Origin of the sequence: Catenulispora sp. EB89, from assembly GCF_041261445.1 — a bacterium.
Classification (GTDB): Bacteria; Actinomycetota; Actinomycetes; order Streptomycetales; family Catenulisporaceae; genus Catenulispora.
Map to the genome: position 1 here is coordinate 55,804 of NZ_JBGCCU010000036.1, position 22,596 is coordinate 78,399.

Sequence of the window (22,596 nt, forward strand, 5' to 3'; positions counted from 1 at the left end):
GTTCCCTTCCGTCGTGACGACTGGGGCTGGGAGACATGACTGACAACGCTGTCAACCAAGAGACACTGTCCAACCTGCTCAGGGAGAACCGCCGCTTCGCCCCCGCGCAGGACGTGGCCGACCACGCGAACGTCACCGCCGAGGCCTACGCCGAGGCCGACGCCGACCGCGAGGCCTTCTGGGCCGCCCAGGCCGGGCGGCTGCACTGGGAGCGGCCCTGGACGCAGATCCTCGACTGGTCCGACCGGCCGTTCGCCAAGTGGTTCGTCGGCGGGCGGCTGAACGTCGCCCACAACTGCGTGGACCGGCACGTCGAGGCCGGCAACGGCGACCGCGTCGCGATCCACTTCGAGGGCGAGCCCGGCGACTCCCGCTCGCTGACCTACGCCGAGCTCAAGGACGAGGTCTGCAAGGCCGCCAACGCGCTGACCGAGCTCGGCGTCGCCGACGGCGACCGGGTCGCGATCTACATGCCGATGGTCCCGGAGACCGCGGTCGCGATGCTCGCCTGCGCGCGCATCGGCGCGGTGCACTCGGTGTGCTTCGCGGCGTTCTCCCCGGAGGCCCTGCGCGGCCGGATCGAGGACGCCGGCGCGAAGCTGCTGATCACGGCCGACGGCTACCACCGGCGCGGCTCGATCGTGAACCTGAAGGCGAACGCCGACGAGGCCGCGCTCGCGTCCCCGACCATCGAGAAGGTGCTGGTCGTCCGGCGGACCGGGCACGAGGTGGCGTGGGACCCGGCGCGCGACGTGTGGTGGCACGAGGCGGTGGACCGGCAGAGTGCTGAGCACACGGCGCAGGGCTTCGACTCCGAGCACCCGCTGTTCATCCTCTACACGTCGGGCACCACGGGTAAGCCCAAGGGCATCCTGCACACCACCGGCGGCTACCTGACGCAGGCTTCGTACACCCACCACGCGGTGTTCGACCTGAAGCCGGAGACGGACGTGTACTGGTGCACCGCCGACGTCGGCTGGGTCACCGGACACTCCTACATCGTCTATGGGCCGCTCTCCAACGGCGCTACAGAGGTGATGTACGAGGGCACCCCCGACACCCCGCACCAGGGCCGCTTCTGGGAGATCGTCCAGAAGTACAAGGTCACGCTTCTCTACACCGCGCCGACGGCCATCAGGACCTTCATGAAGTGGGGTTCGGCGATCCCGGCGAAGTTCGACCTCAGCTCCCTGCGGCTGTTGGGTTCGGTCGGCGAGCCGATCAACCCCGAGGCGTGGATCTGGTACCGCGAGAACATCGGCGGGGGCCGGACGCCGGTGGTGGACACCTGGTGGCAGACCGAGACCGGGGCGATCATGATCTCCCCGCTGCCGGGCGTCACCGAGGCCAAGCCGGGCTCGGCCATGCGGCCGCTGCCGGGCATCTCGGCGAACGTCGTCGACAAGACCGGGACGCCGGTGCCGAACGGCGGCGGCGGGTACCTGGTGCTGGACAAGCCGTGGCCGTCGATGCTGCGCGGCATCTGGGGCGACCCGCAGCGCTTCATCGAGACGTACTGGGCGCGGTTCGCCGAGCAGGGGTACTACTTCGCCGGCGACGGTGCCAAGAAGGACGAGGACGGCGACCTGTGGCTGCTGGGCCGCGTCGACGACATCATGCTTGTCTCCGGCCACAACATCTCCACCACCGAGGTCGAGTCGGCGCTCGTCTCCTACCCGGCCGTGGCCGAGGCGGCCGTGGTCGGCGCCAAGGACGAGACGACGGGGCAGCGCATCGTCGCCTTCGTCATCCTGCGCGGCGGCAACGAGGAGTACGCGGAGCTGGCCGAGACGTTGCGCGAGCACGTCAGCAAGGCCATCGGCCCGATCGCCAAGCCGCGGCAGATCATCGTGGTGCCGGAGCTGCCGAAGACCCGGTCCGGCAAGATCATGCGGCGGCTGCTGCGGGACGTCGCGGAGGACCGGGCGATCGGGGACACCACGACGCTCGCCGACTCCACGGTCATGGACCTGATCTCGACGAAGCTGCCGCACGCCGAGGAGGACTGAGGCACGCGGCGACGAACGCTGCGCGCGCCGGGATCTTGTCGGCGCCGGTTGCTACGGTGGGGCCCGCTCGTCAAGGGCGGGCCTCGGCGTGGCGACTTCTCGGGAGACGATCGATGAGCATGCAGGTCGACATCACCTTCGACGGCGCGCGCGTGGACGCCGCCGCTCTCGGCCGGCTGGCTCGCCACGGGGTGAACCTGGAAGCGCTGGACCACACGGCGCGGGCCGGGATGCGCGCCGAATTCGCCGAGGCGGATTCCACGGTCCGGTTCTACGCCGAGCACCATCGCGACGAGTTGGGGGCCGTGTTCGGCGAGGACGGCTCGATCGACCTCGAACCCTTCCTCGCCGCACTGAGCCTGGTCGGCATCGAGTTCTGCCTCGATGCCGAACCCGAGGACTCCGGGGTCATCCTCGACTACTCGATCGGCGCCGAGGTCACCAACTACCTCATCGCCGTGTCGCTGGACGACGACGGCGAGGTGGAGGACATCTCGATGGAGAGTTGAGGTCAGGCACCCTCGCGCAGGTACAGATCCCGCAGCAGCCCGAGCTCGCCGCCGTGGTGTGCGACCTCGTCCAGCGCGTGCAGCGCCAGCGCCAGGAAGCTCGCGTCTGCGAACTCTCCGGCGCGCGGGCCCATCGGTTCCATCAGGCGCTCGTCGCCGAGACCTTCGACGCGGGCGATGAAGCGGGCCCAGTCCTCTTCCATCGCCAGGATGCCGCGGTCGGCCGTGCCGGGCCATTCGAAGGGGTCGCCGAGGGCGGGTACGTCCTCGAAGAAGCCCAGGTAGCCGCGCAGGCAGTCCGAGCCGATGTGCCACATGCGCCAGGCGATGGTCGTGACCGGGGCTGGTGCGTCGTCGGCGTCGCGGTCCGAGCTGTCCGGGCTGACCGGGCCTTTCGGCAGCCGCGAGTCGGCGCGGTAGACGCCCTCGTCGGTGCGGCGGATGGTCATGCAGTCGGGGACCGGCTGCCACAGGTACTCGGCGTCGGTCAGGCCCTCCAGGCGCGCGAACGTCCGGGACCGCACGTCTTCGAAGGTCCGCAGGACGTCGCGGGTGATGGGGTCGTGCTCAGCCAAGGTCAGCTCCTGGATCCGGTGTCTTCTTGCGTGTCTCGCGCGCCGTCGCCGCGTACTGCGCCGGCGGCAGTCCGAAGGCGGCGGTGAAGTCGCGGGTCAGGTGCGCCTGGTCGGCGTACCCGAGGTCGGTGGCCAGCGCGGCCCAGTCGACGTGCTCGTTGTGGGCGATGCGCTCGCCGACCTCGTAGAGGCGGTAGCGGCGCAGGAACCACTTCGGGCCGATGCCGATGTGCTCGGTGAAGGCGCGCTGGAGCGTGCGGATGCCGACGCCGGCGGCGGACGCCAGGTCCTCGGCGCGGGTCAGGGCCCGGTCGTGCACCGCCAGCTCGGCCCACTCGGTCGTGGTCTCGCAGTCCTGGCGCTCGGCGGGGACGTGATCGGCCAGCGCGGCGTCCGCGGCGGCGGCGATGGCGTCGGCCGGCACGTCCAGGTCGGCGACCAGCGGCACCAGCAGGGCCTCCAGGTCGGCCAGGGCCGGCACGCCGGCCAGCGGGACGTCCTGGTCGGTGAGCGTGGCCAGCGGGCCGTCGAAGAACGGCGCGAAGCCGGCCGGGCGGAACATGATCCCCAGCGCGCGTCCCTCACCCTCCAGGGTGACCGCGAACCGCCCGGTGTCCACCCCGGACACCAGCGCACCGTGCGCCTCGAACACCACGTTGACCACCGGATGGAGCAGCACCTGCTGCTCGTGCCGGATCCCCGGCGGCAGGCGCCACGTGGAGAGCCAGTACCGGTCGACGAAGCGCGCCGCGCCGCCGGTCGGCGGGAAGCGGTCCAGGCGGAACACGGTGCCGGCGGCGGCCGGCCGCACGATGCCGCGGCTGTCGTCGGCCACCGGCTTGACCTGGGATTCGGACATGGGATCAGGGTAGCGGCGAGCACTGACGCGTTTCTTCAAGACGGGCGCCGCGCGTGGTCGTAGCGTCGCGGTATGAGCACCGTTCACGAGCAGTTGACCGAAGCGGCCGACCAGGCCGCGCGCATCGTTGCCGGCACCGACCCGAGCCGGTTCGGCGACAAGACGCCGTGCACGCAGTGGGACGTCAAGGAGTTGCTGAACCATCTGATCCTGTGGACCTCGTACTCCTTCGAGCGCCGCGCCCGCAGCGAGCAGGTCGGCCCGGAACTGACCGAACGCGACTTCGCCGCCGAAGCCGACTACGCCGCCGCCTACCGCGCGCAGCTGGACCGCGCCCTGGCCGCCTGGGCCCCGGCCGAGGTGTGGGACAGCGAGATCGACACCGGCGGCGGCAAGACCCCGGCCCCGCAGGTCGCGGAGATGATCCTGATGGAGATGGTCCTGCACGGCTGGGACCTCGCCACCGCGACCGGGCAGCCGTACCAGGTCTCGGACCAGGTCGCGGCGACGGTCGCCAAGGCCGTCGCCGCCTCGGCGGAGATGTACCGCCAGTACGACGGCTTCGCGGCCGAGGTGGAGGTAGGCCCGGACGCGACGGCGCTGGAGACGGCGCTGGCGGTGTCGGGGCGGCAGCCGTAGCGGGGTGGCAGGGTCCGGATTCGGGTCCGGGGCCGGGCCGTAGGCATGGCAGGGCCCGTGTCCGTGTCCGGGCGGGAGGCATGGCAGGGCTCGTGTCCGTGTCCGGGCGGGAGGCATGGCAGGGCTCGTGTCCGTGTCCGGGCGGTAGGTATGGCCGGGCCCGTGTCCGTGTCCGGGCGGGAGGTGCCTGTCGGTAGCGGCGGTCAGCCTCCCGCGCGTGGTTGATGATCGCCGTGCGGGCGGGGGACCCGCGGTGGGGGAGGGGCCCGATCGCCGTACGCGGGCCGGCGAGCCGTCGTTCGAAGACCTGGCGCAGACTGCGTGCTGGCGGACGGCTCGTCGGGCGGCGATCGACCATCTCCTGATGCTGATCAGCGCTGTCGCCGAGCGGCGGCCTTGCGCGCGAGCACCTGGATCCCGGCCGCCTCGTTCCCGTTCATCGTGGCGACGCTGATCCGCCGGGAATCCTCGATGGCCAGGCCGGTCAGCAGTTCGGCGAAGTGGTCGGGGTGGTGGTGCCGGCACACCGCGCCGTCGCTGGTCTCGAAGATCCCGTAGGTACCGTGCGTCGGGGCGAAGCGCTCGTAGCGCTCGACGCTGCGCGTGTCGTCGCCCAGCACCAGGTCGCTGACGTAGAGCAGCCCGCCGGGCTTGAGGACCCGCTCCAGCTCGCCGATCAGCCGACGCTGCGCGGCGTCGCCGGGGATGCAGGTGAGGACCGCGAACAGGACGGCCAGGTCGAAGCTCCCGTCTGGGAACGGCACGGTCGGCGGGGCGTCCAGGACCGCGAAGCGCATCGCCGGCTGCTGCTCGCGGGCCTGGTCGATCATCCCCGCCGAGCTGTCGACGCCGGTGAGGTCGGTGAACCCCTGCGCGGCCAGGTCCGCCATGGTCCGGCCGTATCCGCAGCCGTAGTCCAGGACCGCGATGTCCCGGGCGAGCGCATCAGTCCAGGCGGCGTGCAGCGGATGCGTGAAGCGCTTGGTCGCGGCGACGGCGTCCCAGTAGGAGGTCTGGTTGTCGAGGTCGGTCATGCTCGGGTCCTCCAGTCGGGGCGCTACCTGCCGGCCAAGACCTCGGCTGCGGCCTGCACGCAGACCCGGGAGACGCCGTAGCCGGCCACCCACGCCGCGCCGCCGGGATCGACGTGCGCGACACCGAGGTCGACCACGATCGTATCGGGGCGCTCCTTCACCAGGCGGGTCACGCGGTCCAGGTCCTCGGGCGAGCGCTGGATGCCGCGGACGACAACGACCAGGGGGCGGTCGGCGGGCACGGTGTCGGCGGCAGTGTCGGCGAGCTTCGAGTGCGTCGTGCCGGGGAGCAGGTCGGCGAGCGGGGTGGCGAGGCTGCGGGGGAGTTCGACCTCGACGACGTGCGGCGCCGACTTCAGCGGCAGCGCATCGGGTTCGGCACGCAGGACCCGGGCAGCGCGGCGGGCTGCCGCGAGACCGTCGTCCGGTGAGCCCACGGCCTCGGCTGTCGAGTCTTCCGGCGCCTCCCGGGCTTCCCGCCGCCACGCCGCGAAAGCCGCCACCCGCTCCGCGGCCTCCACCAACCGCGCCTCCGCCAGCGTCCCGTCGCGCACCGCCCCCGCGATCGCCTCGGTCACCGCGGCGATGTCCGCGTCCGTCGAATTGTTGTCCACGCAGACCAGGTCCATCCCCGCGACCAGCGCCCGCACCGCCGCACCGGCGAGCCCGTACCGCTCCCGCACCGCGGCCATCCCGATCCCGTCGGTCACCGCCAGCCCGTCGAAGCCGAGTTCGCCGCGCAGCAGCTCGCCGACCACCGCCGGGCTCACCGAGGCCGGGTGCTCGGCGTCGAACTCGGGCATCAGCAGGTGCGCGACCATCACCGCGCGCGCCCCGGCCCCGACCGCCGCCGCGAACGGCGGCAGCGTGTCGCGCCGCAGCTCCGCCAGCGTGGCGTGCACCGTCGGCAGCCCGAAGTGCGAGTCCACGACGGTGTCGCCGTGCCCCGGGAAGTGCTTCGCGCACGCCGCGACCCCCGCCGCGTGCAGCCCCCGCACCGCCGCGGCGACGTGCCGCGCCACCAGTGCCGGGTCCGAGCCGAACGAGCGCGCGCCGATCACCGGGTTGCGCGGCTCGGTGTTCACGTCGGCGACCGGCGCGTAGTCCAGGTCGATCCCCGCCGCGCGCACCAGGGAGCCCACCGAGCGGGCCATGGCCTCGGTCAGCGCCGCGTCGTCCACCGCGCCGAGCGCCAGGTTCCCCGGGTAGGAGGAGCCGGTCGCGAACTCCAGCCGCGTGATGTCCCCGGCTTCCTCATCGACTGCCACGAACACGTCCGGATTCTCCGCGCGCAGCTCGTCCGTCAGCCCCCGCAGCTGCGCCGGCGACTCGATGTTCGCGGCGAACAGGATCACCGACCCGAGCCCGCCGGCCAGCCGCCGCCGCACCCAGTCCGGCAGCGCCGGGCCGACGAAGCCCGGCTGCAGGACGCGGGCGATCAGGACATCGAGCTCTGACATCAGTACTCTCCATCGCGCGGATACAACAGGTACGGTTCCCGCTCCACCTCGGCGAACCGGAGTGCCGGCGCGCGCCACGACTCCAGGATCTCCTCGGCGGAGCTGCCCCTATTCAGGGCCGTGCGCAGGCCGTCGGATCCGGCCAGCAGGTCGAAGTGCTCGTCCCGGAACCTCAGCCGGCCCAGCCAGCCGTCGCGCAATGCGCACAGCACGGTCACGCCGACCGCCAGCGGATCGACGGCGTCGGGGTCGGTGACGTGCAGCTGGGCGCCGCAGATCTGCTGCCCGGCGTACCGGTCGAACGCAGGGGTCGCATACGCCTCCCGGACCGTGATTCCGGCAAGCCCGGCCGGCGCGGCGGCCCGCAGCCGTTCGGCGAAACCGCGGTCCAGCCACGGCGCGCCGACGAGCTCGAACGGCGTGGTGGTGCCGCGGCCGACCGAGACGTTCGTGCCTTCCAGGAAGCACGTGCCGGGGTAGATCAGGGCACTGATCGGGGTCGGCAGGTTCGGCGACGGCGGCACCCACGGCAGCGCGGTCGCCGGGAACAGCTCGGCGGCGTTCCACCCGGCCAGCGGCACCACGTCCGGGGCCTCGACGCCGAGCCGGGCGGCGAACAGCCGGCCGAGTTCGGCCATCGTCATGCCGTGCCGCACCGGGATCGGGGCGCGGCCGACGAACGAGGCGTACGCCTCCTCCAGCACCGGCCCGGCGACCGCGCGGCCGCCCAACGGGTTCGGCCGGTCCAGCACGCAGACCCGCACGCCGACCAGCGCCGCGGCGGCCAGGGCGTCGTAGAGGCTTGATTCGTAGGTGAAGAACCGGGCGCCGACGTTCTGCAGGTCGACCGCCAGCACGTCGATGCGCGACTCGGCCAGCATCCCGGACAGGTGCTCGACGCTGTGGTTGTACGTGTCGTACACCGGCAGTCCGGTGCTGGAATCCGTTGCGGCGGCTTCGGTTTCGCCGGCCTGCGCCGTGCCGAGCACGCCGTGTTCGGGGCCGAACAGGGCGCGCAGGTCGGTGTCGGCTTCCAGCAGCGCGTGCGCGGCGTGGCGGCCGTCGGAGGTGATCGCCGCCGGGTGGGTCAGCAAGCCGACTCGGTGTCCGGCAAACGGTATGCCGCGGCCGCTTCCGGTGTCGACGAGTCGTTCGAGTCCTGAGACCGTCATGGAGCGACCGATTTTGCGGCAACTACTGAGTTCTCGGCGTTGACCGACTTCTCGAAAGCCCAGAAGACCCGGCCCAGCCGGGCGCCGACGGTCTTGGAGTAGAACCGGGCCGGGCCGACCCAGCCGATCTCGGCGACCGTGATCCCGGCGTTGCGCTGGTCGGTCAGGCAGCGGCGCAGGAGCACGGCGCCGATGCCGTGGCCGCGGGCCGCCTCGGCGGTGCCCATCGGCCCGAACATGTCGGCGCGCTGCATGCCGTGTCCGGCGAAGCCGAGGAACGCTCCGTCGCGGACGGCCACGTGCAGCGTCGGCGGGCTCTTGCGCAGCGCCATCGCCGCCTCCCGGCCCCAGGTGCCGCCGAACTCCTCGTCGCACCAGGCGTGCAGGGCCCGCTCGTCCTCGGGCCGGCCGCGCCGCACCTCGATGCCGGCCTCGGTCAGGCGCTGCTCGTCCTTGTCGGTCGCGAGGTCCGCGGCGGCCAGGTCGACCAGCATGCTGTTGCAGTCCAGGAGGCGCTCGTAGCCGGCCGCCGCGGCCATGCAGACGGCCGGCGTGTAGCGGATGTCGATGCCGGGCCACGCGAAGTGCGGCGGGTTGCCGCGGATGCGCAGGCGGGTCGCGCCGGCGGCGATGAGGCGGCGTTCCAGGTCGGCGAGCAGTGCGCGGCCATGGCCGTGCTCGCGGTGCTCGGGGGCGACGACGATGAGCTCGACGTGCCCGGTGGCCGGTAGCGCGTCCTGCGCCGGGCGCAGCGAGCCGAGGGCGAAGCCGATGATGCGGGTGCCGTCAGTCGCGTCCGTGCCTTCGGCGTCGTCAGCGGCGTCGGTGCGCTCCAGCACGATCCGGCAACCATCGGCGGCGGAGGACCACAACAGCTCTACGATCGCTTCGGCGTCGGAATCGTGGACCAGGCTGGTCTGGGCCAGGGCTCGCAGAGTCGGCAGGTCTTCCGGGACTGCTTCGCGCATCGCGACCCTCTTCGTCATTTGCTAACGTCTTCAGGCATGCTGACGGTGGAAACCTACCACCGGTGTCGCGCGGGAAGGAACTGATGATGAGCACCGAGCCCGGCGAGATCGTCTCCGAGGCCGTCCGCGAGGGCGTGGTGCCCGGCGCGGTGCTGGCCTACGGCCGCGGGACCGGCGGCCCGGCCCGGGTCGCGGCGTTCGGCGCCGGCGTCGGGCCAAACACGGTCTACGACCTGGCGTCGCTGACGAAGGTGACGGCGACGCTGCCCTGCGTGCTGCGGCTGGCCGAGGCGGGGGAGGTCGGGCTGGACGATCCGGTGGCGAAGTACCTGCCGGCCTTCGGCGACGGCGCCGTCAAGGACCGCGTGACGCTCCGGCACCTGCTGACGCACTCCTCCGGGCTGCCCGCGGTCAGCGAGGTCTACCGGATGCCCGGGACCGCCGAGGAGCGGTTCGCGGCGGTGGTCGCCGAGCCGCTGGAGTCGCCGGTGGGGAGCGTCGTGAAGTACTCCGACCTGGGGTTCATCATGCTGGGGCGGATCGTGGCCGAGGTGGCGGGCCGGCCGCTGGACGAGGCGTTCGGCGAGCTGGTGGCCGGGCCGCTGGGGATGGCCTCGACCGGGTTCCGGCCTGTCGGTGAGACGTCGGATTTCGCCGCCACCGAGGCGAACTGGTTCGACGACCCGGAGCGCCAGGACCCGAAGGCGGGCGTCGTGCACGACGAGAACGCCGAGAGCTTCGGGGGCGTCGCGGGTCAGGCCGGTCTCTTCGGAACCGCCTCTGACCTCGCGAAATACCTGCGCGCCGGCTGGCTCGCCGACGACAGCCCGATCCTTGGCGCGGCCATCCGCGCCGAGGCGCTGCGGTGCCAGACCGAGGGGCTGGACGGTCGGCGCGGGCTTGGCTGGACGTTGCGGGGCGACTCGTACGACTTCATGTCGGACCAGTGGCCGTTGAGCGGGGCCGGGCACACCGGGTTCACCGGGACCAGCCTCGCGTTCGATCCGGTGTCCGGGATCTGGTGCGTGTTGCTGACCAACGCGGTGCTCTACGGCCGGGACAACCGGGCGCGGCAGCTGCGGCGCTCGCTGCACGGCGCGGTCGCCGCCGAGTTCGGGGTCGCGGCGGGCGTGCCCGTCCCGCCTGGTGACGTGCCCGAAGGCGGCTCCGGCGGCAGCCTCAACGCCGGTGCCGGCGACGCCGACGGTGGCTTTAGGATCACAACATGAGCACTGGCGCGAATCGGCCCTCCCGCGGCGCGCGCGGATCGGGCTCCGGCGGCGTGGCGACGGTCGCAGCCGCGGCTTCCCTGCTGGTCGGCGAGGCCGGGCCGCCGCCGACCGTGCTGGTGCGGATCAGGGCTCTGCTGCCGACGCTGCCGCCGTCGGAGCGGCGGGTCGCCGAGGCGGCGATCGCCGATCCGGCCGGCGTCGCGGCCAAGACGATCAGCGAGCTGGCCGCCGACTGCGACACCTCGGAGACCACGGTCATCCGCTTCTGCCGCGCGGTCGGCCTGAAGGGCTACCCGGAGCTGCGGATCGGCCTGGCCGCCGCGGCCGGCATCGAGGACGCCGCCGCCATGACGCACACCGCCGGCGGCGACATCGGGCCCGGCGACTCGCTGGCCGACGTGGTCACCAAGCTCGGCTACGCCGACGCGCGCGCGGTCGAGGACACGGTCGCGCAGCTGGACCTGGAGGTGCTGGAGCGCGCGGTGGACGCAGTGGTGTCGGCCGGGGCGGTGGACGTGTACGGGATCGGGGCCAGCGCGCTGATCGCGCTGGACCTGCACCAGAAGCTGCACCGCATCGGGCACCGCGCGTTCGCCTGGCCGGACGCCGAGGCGGCGCTGACGTCGGCGGCGCTGCTGGGGCGCGGCGACGTCGCGATCGGGATCTCGCACACCGGGGCCACACCGGCGACGGTCACGGCGTTGGCCGAGGCGCACGACAACGGCGCGCGCACGATCGCGATCACCAACTTCCCGCGCTCCCCGATCACGGACGTGGCGGACCTGGTGCTCACGACGGCGGTGCGGGAGACCACGTTCCGGTCGGGGGCCATGGCGAGCCGCATCGCGGCGCTGACGGTGGTGGACTGCCTGTTCGTCGGCGTGGCGCAGCGGAACTTCAGCCGGACGACGCGGGCTTTGGAGCGGACGCGGAGTGCGGTGCAGGGGGCTCGGGGGCGGTAGGGGGCCGGCTCGCCGTCGGTGGGGCTCGGGTTGCTGCCGACGGCCCCGGATGGCGGGCGGCGGCAGGCAGGCAGGTGGGCGGGGCCGATTGCGGTCGGCGGCGGGCGGGCGGATCGCGCGCGGGTCGGCGGCCGGTAATGGTCGCTGGCGGTTTGGCCTGTGATCGATACGATCCCTGTGAACCATGCCGACGCCGGCGCCGCGCCACCGTCGGCGGGAGGGGCGGATTCGATGGATGTCACTGTGCCGGGCTTCACCTCGGCGGACTCCACTTCGGTGGACTTCACCTTGAGGGGCCGGCTGGTCGGGCTCCGGGTACTGCGGGAGTCGGACCTGGACTCGCTGGTCGCGTGGTGGTCGGACCCGGCGACCTTGGCCCGGCAGACCAGCGGGCCGTTCGTCCCCAAGCCCGCCGCCGAGGTCGCGGCGACGTTCCAGGCCTGGTGCGCCAACATCGGCAGCGACGTCGGCCTGGCCGTGGTGGAACTGGCGAGCGGCGACCTGGTCGGACAGGTGGCACTGTTCGGCGCGACGGTGAAGGACCGCTGCGCCACCCTCGCCGTGATGATCGGCGCCCCGCACCAGGGCCGCGGCCTGGGCACGGACGCGGTCCGGACGATCGTGGACTACGGCTTCACGGAGCTGGGCCTGCACCGCATCGAGCTGAACGTCAACGGCGACAACCCAGCAGCCATGGCGGCCTACCGCAAGGCCGGCTTCGTCGAGGAGGGCCGCCGCCGCGAAGCGATGTTCAGAGGCGGCCGCTGGCACGACGCCGTGCACATGGGGATGCTGGCCCGGGAGCACCAGGCGGCGCTGCGGGTGGAGGTGTTCGTGGCGGACCTGGACGCGTTCGTGGACTTCTACACGCGAGTGCTGGGCTTCACGCTGTCCGACGACCGCCGCGCGACGGACAGCCCTTACGCCGCCGTCGCGCTGGGCACGGCGCGCATCGGCGCGGTCCGCTCCTGGGGCGATCTGGAGCTGGCGGTGCGCAGCATCCCGTCGGGGGCGGAACTGGTGCTGGAGGTCGACGACGTCGAGACGGCGCACCGGCGCGCGCTGGAGAGCGAATGGCCGATCGCGGACGGGCTGACGGAGCAGCCTTGGGGGCTGCGGGACTTTCGGGTCTTCGATCCGGACGGGTACTACCTGCGGGTGACGAGCCGGTGAGGGGCGGCCCCAGCTCGCGGATCGCCGGCGACTGCGCACCTCGGCCCGGGTGCCGGCGGCCCTAAGGATCACAGCGATCACGGCAAGGGGCTGTTGGGCCGAATCGGTGATCACCTGCTCGGTCCCGTCGCGGTTTCGTTACCGATCTTGGTCGTGGTCGTTGGAGCCCGGGTGGCGGCCACGACGGACGGGCCCGCCTGCGCTCGGCGACCGCGGGGCGTTCGATCGCGGTGTCGGGAACCGGGTGCGCCTCGGGCCCGCGGGTGCCCCACCGCCTGTCGAAGCGAGGGATCCATGCAGATGTGCTTCGCTCCCAGCCAGTACGTGGCCGACAGCCTCATCGTGCGTGGCTTCGCAGCGCTCGTGGAGAAGCTCATCCAGAACGACTACTGCGCCCATGTCGGCGGGTGCTTCCCCTTCGACCCTCGCAAAGGCGGTCCGCAGACCGACTACTTCGACACGTTCCGCGGACCCCACGCGTGCAACGACTTCGCCGAATACCTCGCCCTGCACAACTCGAACGTGCAGGCGCCGACGGCCGCCGCGGAGTGTCTGGCCGTGAAGGGGCCCGGGGTTCAGAAGTTCGCCATCCCCGACATCGTCCGGCACACCGCCTCCGGCCTTGGCGCGTTCTACGAGATCAAGCCCGCCTCGGATTCGGGACGCGCCAAGGGCAAGGAGAAGATCGAGGACTTCGACGACGTCATCGCCAGGTACCACCTTCCCTACGAGTCGGGGCTCGACTACCGGCCCGACGAGCACTTCACCATCTGGAACGGGGCATGGCAGGGGTATCCGGTCGAGATCTCCCTGCACTGGTGGCTGGAGACGGACGGTCTGATCCTTTACGAGCTCTGCTTCGACAGCGGGCTGAAGCAGTTCTCCGAGGTCGCCGTCGCGATGCTGGTGGAGGGGGCGATCGTCGCGGCGATGCTGACCGGGGTCGGGGAGCTGACCCCGGCGCTGGTCCTGAGGTACCTGATCCTGGCGAGCTCACCACTGCTGTCCCCGATCGGCCCGCCCGACGGCGTCCCGGCCGTCGACGACCAGCCCAGCCTGTTCTACATCGACCTGCTCACCGTCCAGCGGGAGGAGCGGCGGGGCCATCCCGTGAACGGCTTCTTCTACGTCGCCGTCGTCGCCGGCAGCGACCCGCCGGAGCTCTGGGACCCGGGCGACCCCCGGCCGTGGGTCTTCGACGCGGCCACCATGGCGGCCATCGGCGACATCGCTCCCGACGGCCGCATCGACCCCGGCAGCGACGCCATCCACGCCCTGGAGACCGACCAGCTCCAGTACCTCGGGTCCGGCCTGACCACCGACGACCGGTTCACCGCGCTCACCGGCTGCTTCATCGGCGAGCAGCTCACCGCCGAGGACGGTGACACCGAGCCGATCAACGCCGAAGACCTGGTCCCCAAGGCCATCACCGCGTACCTGAACTCGTTCCAGGCGGCGATGGAGTACTACCTCACCCACGAGGGCCAGTGGTGACGCCTGGCGCCAAAGACGCCTGTGGGCACAGATCAACCGCCCTCCGCCCGACGTCAGCACACAAAGCAGGAGCGGCGGCTTGAGCGGCAGCCCCCGCGCAGGTCTCAGGTGGTGACGTCTGGCTCCTAAAGACGCCTGTGGGCACAGATCAACCGCCCTCCGCCCGATGCCAGCACAAAAGGCAGGAGCGGCGGCTTGAGCGGCAGCCCCCGCGCAGGTCTCAGGTCCGCGCGGAGGCCGCCAGCGCCGCCCGCACCTGCCCGCCGGCGGCGGCCAGGGCGCGGCGCGCATCGGTCGGCGCCAGGGCGCCGAGGAGGCTGACCAGGGCCGTCTTCAGTTCGCCGTCGGCGGCGGTGAGGGCGGTGGCGCAGGTCTGCTCCGGGAGGCCGGTGGCCTCCGTGAGGATGGTCAGGACGCGGCCGCGGAGCTTGGTGTTCGTGGGGGCCAGGTCGACCATCAGGTTCGAGTAGGTGTGGCCCAGGGCGATCATCGTGGCGGTGGACAGGCCGTTGAGGATCAGCTTCTGGGCGGTGGCCGCCTTCAGCCGCGTCGACCCGGCGATGGCCTCCGGCCCGGTGTCGGCGCCGAGGTGCACGTCCGCCTCTGACGCGAGGGCCGCGTCCGGGTTCGCCGACACCAGTGCCGTGAACGCCCCCGCTGCCCGGGCCGCGCGCAGTGCGCCGCCGACGTACGGTGCGCGGCCGCTCGCCGTCAGTCCCACCACCACGTCGGCGGCGGTGACCTCCGCGGCGTCCGCTGCGCCGCCCTCCGCCGAGTCCTCGGCGCCCTCCACCGGGATGGTCAGGGCCTGGATGCCGCCGGCGATGTGCGCCACGACCACGCCGGGGGGCAGGCCGAAGGTGGGGATCAGTTCCGCGGCGTCCATCACCGCCACGCGGCCGGAGGTGCCGGCGCCGAAGTAGTGCACGCGGCCTCCGGCGCGCAGCCGGCGCACGGTCTCGTCCACCACCTCGGCCAGGGCCGGCAGGACCGCGGCGACCGCGGCCGGGACCCGGGCGTCCTCGGCGTTCAGCAGCCTGAGCACCTCCACCGTCGGCACGGCGTCGATGTCCGCGGTCGCCGGGTTGCGTTCCTCGGTCGGCGCGGCCACGCGCTCTGCGGTGGGCGGGGTGAGGGGGCTCATGCGTGGCGTTTCCTCTCGGGGGCGGCCGGCGTCGGTGAAAGGGATCAGCGCGGGGTCGTCGTTGGCAAGTTACGGAATGAAAGCGATTCGCGCAACTCATTGACGTAGCTCGTCGACCGGTCTTACGGTTCCACACACCGACCCGGCCTCGCCGTGTCCGCAAGTGCTCCGCGCACCTTCCGTACACCTTCCGCACCCCAGACCCGTCCCACCGACCCGAACGGAGATGTCAGGACCATGTCCCGACCCAAACCACTGGTCGCGGCCATAGCCGTCGCGACGATAGCGGCCACCGCGCTGTCCGCGTGCTCCGGCTCCTCGGCGAAGAAATCCAACGGTGGGAGCGGCGGTGGCGGCACCGGCGGTGTCTTCACCAGCATCGACGCCAACAACAAGATCACCGCCGGCGCGCCGATGAACCCCTTCAACGCCGCGCCCAACATGTTCCTCGGCTACAACCAGATGCAGCTGGGCTTCACCAAGAACGACCCGTCCGACCCCAACGCCCTGCTGCCCGGCCTGGCCGCCAGCTGGACCGCCTCCGACGCCGGCCTGACCATCCAGCTCCAGCCCGGCGCCAAGTGGTCCGACGGGACCCCGGTCACCGTCGCCGACATCAAGACCTCGCTCGCCATCGCTTACACGCAGGGCACCGCGGGCCCAGTGGCCAGCGCCGGCGGCACCGTCGTGGCCGGCAGCAACTTCGAGGTGTCCGATGTCAAGGACCTCGGCGGCGGCAAGATCGAGATCGACCAGCAGCCCGGCGTGAAGAACCTGTACTTCCAGCGCCTGGTGCTCACCTCGACGATCGTGTCCGACAAGGTCTACGGCGGCCAGCTCCCGGCCGACATCTGGACCCAGATCGCCGCCGTCCAGGGCACCGACCAGGCCGCCGCCGGCGCCGCCGCCACCAAGCTGGCCGCCGAGGGCAAGACCATCGCCGCCTTCGCCCCGGCCAAGGACGTCTCGGCCGGCCCGTTCGTGGAGACCCGGGTCAACCCCGGCGAGGCGCTGCTGGACCGCAACCAGTACTTCTACGCCGCCAGCAAGATCTCGCCGAAGCAGGTCATCCTGCGCAGCTACTCCGGCAACCAGCAGATCTGGGGCTACATGAACGGCGGCGAGCTGGACTTCGCGCCGTACACCTCGATGCCCACCAACATCCTGAACCAGGTCCTGGGCGCCGGCTACACCCGCGTCGACGCCCCGAGCTACGTCAGCGCCTCGATCGCGTTCAATGAGAAGCAGGCCCCGTACAACCTCACCCCGGTCCGCCAGGCCCTGGCCTACGTCATCGACCGCGACGCGGTCACCAAGGTCGGCGAGCCGGTCGGCGGCATCGCCGCGCCGACCACCACCGGCCTGGTCGGCTCGCAGTCCGACTCGATCCTGTCCGGCGACCAGAAGGCCGCGCTGAACCCCTACAAGGTGGACACCGCCAAGGCCGCGTCCCTGCTGCAGGGCGCCGGCTTCACCAAGGACGGCTCCGGCAAGTGGCATCTGCCGAACGGCCAGCCGTGGACCATCACCCTGCAGACCGTCAACGGCTTCTCCGACTGGATCGCGGCCTCCACGATCATCGCCAACGAGCTCACCCAGTTCGGCATCCCGACCACCGCGGCCATCACCGCCGACTTCGCCACCTACCAGAAGGAGATGGCCGCCGGTAAGTACGCGGTCGGCTGGTGGCTGGTGGCCCTGGGCCCGCAGACCGACAAGGCCTACGCCCGCATCTACGGCTCCGCCGACGGCTACAGCGTCACCGGAGGCCAGGCCACGCACAACGACGCCGCGCCGACGAACTGGGAGCACACTCCGGCCACCTACACCGTCAACGGCCAGAGCATCGACCCCGGCCAGCTCGCCGCGCAGCTGTCGGTGACCCCGGTGTCCGGCCAGGCCCCGATCGTCGCACAGCTGGCCGCGGCCACCAACCAGGAACTGCCGATGATCCAGATCTGGAACTACACCCACGTGGTGTTCACCCTGGACAAGCGGTTCACGAACTTCCCGAAGACCGGGCAGGACGCCCTGCTGGCCAACCCGCCCGGGGTGTGGATGATGCAGGGCTACGTGCAGGGCAAGTAAGGGCCCTGGGATTAAAACAAGGGTTCTGAGAACAGGAACAGGGCCAGGACGATGACAGGACGCTCAAGAGGGAGGGGAGGAAGATGACGGGATTCGCCCGGCGACTGGCCGGCAAGCTCCTGACCGGGCTGGTGATGGTCTGGGTCGTGGTGACGTTCACGTTCTTCCTCGTGCACGCGCTGCCCGGCAAGCCCGGTGATGTGCAGTACGAGCAATACATCATGTCGGGGATGAGCTCGGAGCAGGCCTCGGCCAAGGTGCAGCAGGTCTACGGCTTCACCTCGCACGCCCCGCTGCTCTCGCAGTACGGCGGCTACCTCGGCCGGCTGGCGCACGGCGACCTGGGACAGTCGATCAGCTACACCGGCGTCCCGGTCACCCACCTGATCTGGTCGGCGCTGCCGTGGACCGTGATCCCGGTGCTGTCCGGGCTGCTGGTCAGCTTCCTGTTCGGGGTGGTCGCCGGCATCGTCGCCGCGGTCAAGCGGTCCAGCCGCTGGGGCGGTCTGCTGACCGTCTCCGGCTCGCTGGTCGCCGGCGTCCCCGCCTTCGTCCTGGCCCTGCTGCTCCTGGTGGTGTTCCACACGGAGTGGAACCTGCTGCCGGACGCCGGCACCAGCGACATCCAGTACAACCCGGGCTGGAACGTGCCGTACATCGGCTCGGTGGTGCAGCACGCGGTGCTGCCGGTGTGCGCGTACGCGCTGCTCAGTTACGGCGGCTGGCTGCTGGCGATGAAGTCCTCGGTGGTGTCAGTGCTCGGCGACGACTTCATCCTCGCCTCCGAGCTGCGCGGCATCGCCCCGGTCACCCGGGCCCGCTACATCGGCCGCAACGCGATCCTGCCGCTGTTCACCGTGCTGGCGCTGTCCTTCGGCGTGATGTTCGCAGGGTCCTTCTTCATCGAGGACACCTTCGACTATCCCGGGCTCGGCGACCTGCTCCTGAAGAGCATCGGCACCCGCGACTACCCGGTGATGGCCGGGGCGTTCCTGCTGATCACGGTGTCCATCATCGTCGCGAACATCCTCGCGGACCTGTGCTACACCCTGATCGACCCGAGAGTGAGGCGCTGAGATGGCCGTGACCGCGAACCTCGCCCCGACCGGCATCAGAGCGGGCCGCCGCCGCCCGGCGCTGACCGCCTTCCGCAAGGCCGTCACCCGCAAGCCCGGCCGGCTGATCGGCCTGATCATCATCGTGTTCTTCGTCCTGATGGGGATCTGCGGGCCCTGGTTCTACGGCCGGCTGGCCGTCGACCCGAACGCGCTGTACGCCGGGCCCAGCGCCAAGCACTGGCTGGGCACCGACTTCGCCGGCTCCGACGTGCTGCAGGAGGTGGTGACCGGGGCGCGCTACGTGCTGGCCACCGCGGCCCTGTCGGCGTTCTTCACCAGCCTGTTCGGCGTCACCGTCGGCCTGGTCGCCGGCTACCAGCGCGGCCTGACCGACAGTGTCCTGATGCGCCTGACGGACTTCGTCCTGACCATCCCGGGCCTGCCGCTGTTGATCATCCTGTCCACGGTGTGGAGCTTCGGCAGCCCCTGGGAGATGGGCCTGGTGCTGGGCGTCACCGGCTGGGGCGGCGTGGCCCGCGCCGTGCGCTCGCAGGCGCTGTCGCTGCGCGAGCGCGGCTTCCTGGAGGCGGCGCGCGGGCTGGGCCTGTCCCGGCGGCACATCATCTTCAAGGAGATGCTGCCGAACATCGCGCCCTACGCCACCATGCAGCTGATGCTGTCGATGATCGCCTTCGTCGGCGCCGAGGTCGGCCTGTTCTTCCTGGGCCTGGTGCCGTTCTCCAGCACCAACTGGGGCGTGATGCTGAACCAGGCGGTGTTCTCCGGCGGGGCGATGGAGACCCCGTCGGCGCTGATCTACCTGCTGGCGCCGCTGATCTGCATCCTGCTGCTGACGCTGGGGATCGTGCTCTTCCTGGACGCCATCGACGAACTGTTCAACCCGCGGCTGAGGGAGCGCGTGTGAGCGAGGTACAAGTACGCGGCCTGACGGTCGAGTACCAGACGTCCGCCGGCTGGCTGCCGGCGGTGGCCGACGCCTCCCTGGACCTTCGGGCCGGCGAGATCACCGGCCTGGTCGGCGAGTCCGGCTCCGGCAAGTCCACGCTGGCGCTGTCGCTGCTGAACGCGGTGCCGGCGCCCGGACGGATCGCCGCCGGCACGATCGAGGTGGCCGGCGTCGGGGATCTCACGCGGCTCGGCGGCAAGCAGCTGCGCAAGGCGCGCGGCGGGGCCATCGGCTACGTGTTCCAGGCATCGCAGAACTCGTTGAACCCGTTGAAGACCATCGGCAAGCAGCTACTGGACCTCGGGCGCTCGCATGAGGTCTCCGACCTGCGTGGGCTGATCGCGCGAGCCCTGGACCTGGCCAACCGGATGGGCCTGGACGGCAAGCGGGTGCTGGATTCCTACCAGCACGAGCTCTCCGGCGGCATGCGCCAGCGCATCGGCATCGTCTTCGCCCTGGTGCTCAATGCCAAGGTGCTGATTCTCGACGAGCCGACGACCGCGCTGGACATGCTCTCGCAGGCCTCGGTGCTGGAGATCGTGCGCAAGGTGCACGACGAGAACCAGCTCAGCACCCTGATCATCACGCACGACATCGGTGCGATCTCCGAGATCGCCGACCGGCTGGCCGTGATGTACGGCGGCCGGATCGTGGAGGACGGCCCGCTCCTGGACGTGCTGCGCCGACCTACGCACCCTTATACCAAGGCTCTGATAGGCGCCACCGCGCGCATCACCGGCGACATCGACGCCGCCCGCGCGCTGCCCGGCCGGCCGCCGGACCTGACCACCGTGGCCCGCGTCGGCTGCGTCTTCCGGGACCGCTGCCCGTTCGCGCTCGCGGTCTGCGCCGAGGTCGAGCCGCCGCTGGCGGCCTGGAAGGTGGGGGCCGAGGAACAGATCGGGCGCCGGCGCGCGTGCCACGTCGACCCGTCCACCGTGCTCTCCGGGACGCCCGGGACACCCGCCGCCGTGGGAGAACCGGCATGATCGAGGCGCGCGGGATCACCCGCACCTACCAGACGCACAGCGCCTTCACCGGCGCCCGGACCGTGCACGCGCTGCGCGGTGTCGACTTCACGCTGCCGGACGGCGGCGCGGTGTCGTTCATCGGGGAGTCCGGCTGCGGCAAGACGACGCTGGGGAAGATCCTCACCGGCTTGGAGACGTTCGACGGCGGCGAGCTGGTCGTCGACGGCGTGGAGCTGTCCGGGCTCAAGCCGCACCAGCGGGCGAAGTACTTCCGCCGGATCCAGATGATCCATCAGGACCCTTATTCGGCGCTGAATCCGACGCGCACGATCGCCTCGATTCTCGGCGATCCGTTGCGGATGCGCGCGAAGGAGACCGGCGCAGACGCCGGGACCCGGCGCGATCGGGCCGCGGAGCTGCTGACGCTGGTCGGCCTGGAGCCCGACGCTGTGCTGCCGAAGTACCCGCACCAGCTCTCCGGCGGGCAGCGGCAGCGCGTGGTCGTCGCGCGGGCGTTGACCGTGGATCCGAAGGTGCTGATCGCCGACGAGGCGGTGTCGATGATCGACGTGTCGATGCGGCTGGGGATCCTGGGCCTGCTGCGCGATCTGCGGGCGCGGCTGGGGATCTCGCTGGTGTTCATCACGCATGACGTGGCCACCGCACGGTATGTCGGCGACGACGGCGAGCTGCACGTGATCTACCGCGGCGAGGTCGTCGAGCGCGGGCTCACCGACGAGGTGATCCTGGCGCCGGTGCATCCGTACACGCAGTGCCTGCTGTCGGCGGTGCCGATCATGCGAGGGCTGGAGGAGCCGGGGCCGGATCGGACGGCGCCGACGGCGGCTTTGGACGAGCGGGCGGTGACGCCGGGGTGTCTGTTCCAGCCGCGGTGTCCGTTCGCTCAGGATCAGTGTGCTGAGAAGCACCCGGTGTTGGTGCCGCTCGGGGACCGGGACGGGGCCGTCGCAGACGAAGAATCCGATCATCTGCACGCCTGCTTCTACCCGGAGGCACGCCGGGTGGTCGGCGTCGAGGCCGGGGCCGCGAGCGCGTGAGAGTCCTGGGACTGAGCTCCGGCACCTCGCACGACGCGATCGACGTCGCGCTGGTGGACTTCCGGCTCGACGGCGACGTGCTGGTCGGCGAGCTGTGCCACGCCGACCACGTCCCGTACCCGGACGACCTGCGGGCGCAGATCATCGCAGCGCTGCCGCCGCACGCGACCGACCTCGGCGCGGTCTGCCGCCTGGACACCGGGATCGGGCAGGCGTTCGCGACGGCGGCGTCGCGCGCGGTGCGAGCCGCGGGGCCGGTGGACGTCGTGTGCTCGCACGGCCAGACGCTCTATCACTGGACCGAGGACGGCGAGGTGCTCGGCACGCTGCAACTCGGGCAGCCGGCGTGGATCAGCGAGCGGCTCGGCGTGCCGGTGGTGTCGGACGTGCGCGCCGCCGACGTCGCCGCCGGCGGCCAGGGCGCGCCGCTGGTGTCGTTGCTGGACCTGCTGCTGCTCCGAGGGCTGCCGGGACCGGTCGGCGCGCTGAACCTGGGCGGGATCGCGAACCTGACGGTCGTCGCCGATCCGCCGGTGGCGTTCGACATCGGACCGGCCAACGCGCTCCTGGACGCGGCGTGCCGACAGCTGACGGGCAAGCCCTTCGACCGCGACGGCCGGCTCGCCGCCGCCGGACTGGTGCACCCTGGGCTGCTCGCGGGTCTCATGGCAGAGCCCTACTACGCACGGCGGCCGCCGAAGACCACGGGCAAGGAACTGTTCCACGACGCGTACCTGGCCGCGCACATCGAGCCGTTCCCGGACCTCACGCCCGAGGACCTGATGTCGACCCTGGCGACGCTGACCGCGATGACGGTGGTCGACGCAGTGCGCTCGCACGGCATCACGACGCTGGCGGTGTCCGGGGGCGGCGCGGAGAACCCGGAGCTGATGAAGCGGATCACGAAGCGGCTTCCGGGGGTGGAGGTACTGCGCTCGGACGCGTACCGGGTGCCGTCGGACGCGAAGGAGGCGATCGCGTTCGCACTGATCGGCTGGTTCACCGCGCACGGCCTGCCGGGCACGATCGCGGCCTGCACGGGCGCCGCGGGGGAGCGGGTGCTCGGGCGGATCAGCCCGCCGGCCGGGGGGACTTTGGTGCTGCCGGAGGCGGTGGAGAAGGCGCCTCGGGTAGTGCGGTTCGGCGGGTAGGGATGCCGGCGCGGTCCGTTCCCAGAATTCTTGCCGGCCGTTCCTTGCTGCCCGTCCCTGCTGACCGTCCCCG

At 71.6% G+C, this 22,596-nt stretch carries 20 protein-coding genes; 13 read left to right on the top strand and 7 right to left on the bottom strand.

The window, feature by feature from the left end:
• Nucleotides 1-35: 35 nt before the first annotated feature.
• Both acs and ABH920_RS45100 read left to right on the top strand, forming a co-directional pair.
• A complete protein-coding gene (gene acs / locus ABH920_RS45095) occupies nucleotides 36-2,009 on the top strand; it encodes an acetate--CoA ligase (RefSeq protein WP_370355507.1) in 1,974 nt (657 codons plus the stop codon).
• A gap of 113 nt (nucleotides 2,010-2,122) precedes the next feature.
• A complete protein-coding gene (locus tag ABH920_RS45100) occupies nucleotides 2,123-2,518 on the top strand; it encodes a DUF2004 domain-containing protein (protein WP_370355508.1) in 396 nt (131 codons plus the stop codon).
• A 2-nt stretch (nucleotides 2,519-2,520) separates the two neighbouring features.
• Here ABH920_RS45100 and ABH920_RS45105 read toward each other — a convergent pair whose 3' ends face one another.
• On the bottom strand, nucleotides 2,521-3,093 hold the full coding sequence (locus ABH920_RS45105) for a DinB family protein (RefSeq protein WP_370355509.1): 573 nt from the start codon (nucleotides 3,091-3,093) through the stop codon (nucleotides 2,521-2,523).
• Nucleotides 3,086-3,952: a DUF6597 domain-containing transcriptional factor gene (locus ABH920_RS45110; RefSeq protein ID WP_370355510.1), complete on the bottom strand. Its 867-nt coding sequence runs from the start codon at nucleotides 3,950-3,952 to the stop codon at nucleotides 3,086-3,088. Before ABH920_RS45110 ends, ABH920_RS45105 begins: the two co-directional genes overlap by 8 nt.
• A 72-nt stretch (nucleotides 3,953-4,024) precedes the next feature.
• On the opposite strand from ABH920_RS45110, the gene ABH920_RS45115 reads away from it, so the two are divergent.
• Nucleotides 4,025-4,591, top strand: coding sequence for a TIGR03086 family metal-binding protein (locus ABH920_RS45115; protein WP_370355511.1), 567 nt, complete (start codon nucleotides 4,025-4,027; stop codon nucleotides 4,589-4,591).
• Between the two features lie 371 nt (nucleotides 4,592-4,962).
• Here the strand turns inward: ABH920_RS45115 and ABH920_RS45120 are convergent, their stop codons facing one another.
• From ABH920_RS45120 to ABH920_RS45135, 4 genes are all read right to left on the bottom strand, one after another.
• A complete protein-coding gene (locus ABH920_RS45120; protein WP_370355512.1) occupies nucleotides 4,963-5,625 on the bottom strand; it encodes a class I SAM-dependent methyltransferase in 663 nt (220 codons plus the stop codon).
• A 23-nt stretch (nucleotides 5,626-5,648) separates the two neighbouring features.
• Nucleotides 5,649-7,085 (bottom strand): glycoside hydrolase family 3 N-terminal domain-containing protein, encoded by a 1,437-nt coding sequence (locus tag ABH920_RS45125; protein ID WP_370355513.1) that lies wholly within the window; start codon nucleotides 7,083-7,085, stop codon nucleotides 5,649-5,651.
• The gene (locus ABH920_RS45130) at nucleotides 7,085-8,179 is read right to left on the bottom strand and encodes an exo-beta-N-acetylmuramidase NamZ domain-containing protein (RefSeq protein WP_370355514.1); all 1,095 of its coding nucleotides are present in this window, start codon (nucleotides 8,177-8,179) and stop codon (nucleotides 7,085-7,087) included. Before ABH920_RS45130 ends, ABH920_RS45125 begins: the two co-directional genes overlap by 1 nt.
• A gap of 74 nt (nucleotides 8,180-8,253) precedes the next feature.
• Complete coding sequence (locus tag ABH920_RS45135; RefSeq protein ID WP_370355515.1) at nucleotides 8,254-9,243, bottom strand: GNAT family N-acetyltransferase; 990 nt, start codon at nucleotides 9,241-9,243, stop codon at nucleotides 8,254-8,256.
• Nucleotides 9,244-9,311: 68 nt separating this feature from the next.
• Between ABH920_RS45135 and ABH920_RS45140 the strand changes: the two genes are divergently transcribed.
• The 4 genes from ABH920_RS45140 (at nucleotide 9,312) to ABH920_RS45155 (ending at nucleotide 14,086) form a co-directional block, all read left to right on the top strand.
• Nucleotides 9,312-10,454: a serine hydrolase domain-containing protein gene (locus ABH920_RS45140; protein WP_370355516.1), complete on the top strand. Its 1,143-nt coding sequence runs from the start codon at nucleotides 9,312-9,314 to the stop codon at nucleotides 10,452-10,454.
• On the top strand, nucleotides 10,451-11,419 hold the full coding sequence (locus tag ABH920_RS45145; protein ID WP_370355517.1) for a MurR/RpiR family transcriptional regulator: 969 nt from the start codon (nucleotides 10,451-10,453) through the stop codon (nucleotides 11,417-11,419). Before ABH920_RS45140 ends, ABH920_RS45145 begins: the two co-directional genes overlap by 4 nt.
• A gap of 231 nt (nucleotides 11,420-11,650) precedes the next feature.
• On the top strand, nucleotides 11,651-12,592 hold the full coding sequence (locus tag ABH920_RS45150; protein ID WP_370355518.1) for a GNAT family N-acetyltransferase: 942 nt from the start codon (nucleotides 11,651-11,653) through the stop codon (nucleotides 12,590-12,592).
• 300 nt (nucleotides 12,593-12,892) lie between these two features.
• Nucleotides 12,893-14,086 carry a hypothetical protein gene (locus tag ABH920_RS45155; protein ID WP_370355519.1) on the top strand — a complete coding sequence of 398 codons (1,194 nt, stop codon included), beginning with the start codon at nucleotides 12,893-12,895 and terminating at the stop codon, nucleotides 14,084-14,086.
• A gap of 220 nt (nucleotides 14,087-14,306) precedes the next feature.
• On the opposite strand, the gene ABH920_RS45160 is transcribed toward ABH920_RS45155, so the two are convergent.
• Nucleotides 14,307-15,230 (bottom strand): N-acetylmuramic acid 6-phosphate etherase, encoded by a 924-nt coding sequence (locus ABH920_RS45160; protein ID WP_370355520.1) that lies wholly within the window; start codon nucleotides 15,228-15,230, stop codon nucleotides 14,307-14,309.
• 237 nt (nucleotides 15,231-15,467) lie between these two features.
• On the opposite strand from ABH920_RS45160, the gene ABH920_RS45165 reads away from it, so the two are divergent.
• The 6 genes from ABH920_RS45165 to ABH920_RS45190 all read left to right on the top strand — a co-directional run bounded on the left by ABH920_RS45165 (nucleotide 15,468) and on the right by ABH920_RS45190 (nucleotide 22,523).
• Nucleotides 15,468-17,318, top strand: a complete 1,851-nt coding sequence (locus tag ABH920_RS45165; protein WP_370355521.1) for an ABC transporter substrate-binding protein — start codon at nucleotides 15,468-15,470, stop codon at nucleotides 17,316-17,318.
• 83 nt (nucleotides 17,319-17,401) lie between these two features.
• Nucleotides 17,402-18,394, top strand: a complete 993-nt coding sequence (locus ABH920_RS45170; RefSeq protein ID WP_370355522.1) for an ABC transporter permease — start codon at nucleotides 17,402-17,404, stop codon at nucleotides 18,392-18,394.
• A gap of 1 nt (nucleotide 18,395) precedes the next feature.
• A complete protein-coding gene (locus ABH920_RS45175) occupies nucleotides 18,396-19,301 on the top strand; it encodes an ABC transporter permease (protein WP_370355523.1) in 906 nt (301 codons plus the stop codon).
• Entirely contained in the window at nucleotides 19,298-20,332 is a 1,035-nt protein-coding gene (locus ABH920_RS45180; RefSeq protein ID WP_370355524.1) for an ABC transporter ATP-binding protein, read from the top strand. The genes ABH920_RS45175 and ABH920_RS45180 overlap by 4 nt, the downstream gene beginning before the upstream one ends.
• On the top strand, nucleotides 20,329-21,372 hold the full coding sequence (locus tag ABH920_RS45185; RefSeq protein ID WP_370355525.1) for an ABC transporter ATP-binding protein: 1,044 nt from the start codon (nucleotides 20,329-20,331) through the stop codon (nucleotides 21,370-21,372). The genes ABH920_RS45180 and ABH920_RS45185 overlap by 4 nt, the downstream gene beginning before the upstream one ends.
• Nucleotides 21,369-22,523, top strand: a complete 1,155-nt coding sequence (locus ABH920_RS45190; protein WP_370355526.1) for an anhydro-N-acetylmuramic acid kinase — start codon at nucleotides 21,369-21,371, stop codon at nucleotides 22,521-22,523. Before ABH920_RS45185 ends, ABH920_RS45190 begins: the two co-directional genes overlap by 4 nt.
• Nucleotides 22,524-22,596: the final 73 nt, after the last annotated feature.

Bases quoted from the DNA above. Each gene is read 5' to 3' on its own strand.
- acs (WP_370355507.1), top strand. From the start codon at position 36: ATGACTGACAACGCTGTCAACCAAGAGACACTGTCCAACCTGCTCAGG.
- ABH920_RS45100 (WP_370355508.1), top strand. From the start codon at position 2,123: ATGAGCATGCAGGTCGACATCACCTTCGACGGCGCGCGCGTGGACGCC.
- ABH920_RS45110 (WP_370355510.1), bottom strand. From the start codon at position 3,952: ATGTCCGAATCCCAGGTCAAGCCGGTGGCCGACGACAGCCGCGGCATC.
- ABH920_RS45115 (WP_370355511.1), top strand. From the start codon at position 4,025: ATGAGCACCGTTCACGAGCAGTTGACCGAAGCGGCCGACCAGGCCGCG.
- ABH920_RS45120 (WP_370355512.1), bottom strand. From the start codon at position 5,625: ATGACCGACCTCGACAACCAGACCTCCTACTGGGACGCCGTCGCCGCG.
- ABH920_RS45125 (WP_370355513.1), bottom strand. From the start codon at position 7,085: ATGTCAGAGCTCGATGTCCTGATCGCCCGCGTCCTGCAGCCGGGCTTC.
- ABH920_RS45135 (WP_370355515.1), bottom strand. From the start codon at position 9,243: ATGACGAAGAGGGTCGCGATGCGCGAAGCAGTCCCGGAAGACCTGCCG.
- ABH920_RS45140 (WP_370355516.1), top strand. From the start codon at position 9,312: ATGAGCACCGAGCCCGGCGAGATCGTCTCCGAGGCCGTCCGCGAGGGC.
- ABH920_RS45145 (WP_370355517.1), top strand. From the start codon at position 10,451: ATGAGCACTGGCGCGAATCGGCCCTCCCGCGGCGCGCGCGGATCGGGC.
- ABH920_RS45150 (WP_370355518.1), top strand. From the start codon at position 11,651: ATGGATGTCACTGTGCCGGGCTTCACCTCGGCGGACTCCACTTCGGTG.
- ABH920_RS45155 (WP_370355519.1), top strand. From the start codon at position 12,893: ATGTGCTTCGCTCCCAGCCAGTACGTGGCCGACAGCCTCATCGTGCGT.
- ABH920_RS45160 (WP_370355520.1), bottom strand. From the start codon at position 15,230: ATGAGCCCCCTCACCCCGCCCACCGCAGAGCGCGTGGCCGCGCCGACC.
- ABH920_RS45165 (WP_370355521.1), top strand. From the start codon at position 15,468: ATGTCCCGACCCAAACCACTGGTCGCGGCCATAGCCGTCGCGACGATA.
- ABH920_RS45170 (WP_370355522.1), top strand. From the start codon at position 17,402: ATGACGGGATTCGCCCGGCGACTGGCCGGCAAGCTCCTGACCGGGCTG.
- ABH920_RS45175 (WP_370355523.1), top strand. From the start codon at position 18,396: ATGGCCGTGACCGCGAACCTCGCCCCGACCGGCATCAGAGCGGGCCGC.
- ABH920_RS45185 (WP_370355525.1), top strand. From the start codon at position 20,329: ATGATCGAGGCGCGCGGGATCACCCGCACCTACCAGACGCACAGCGCC.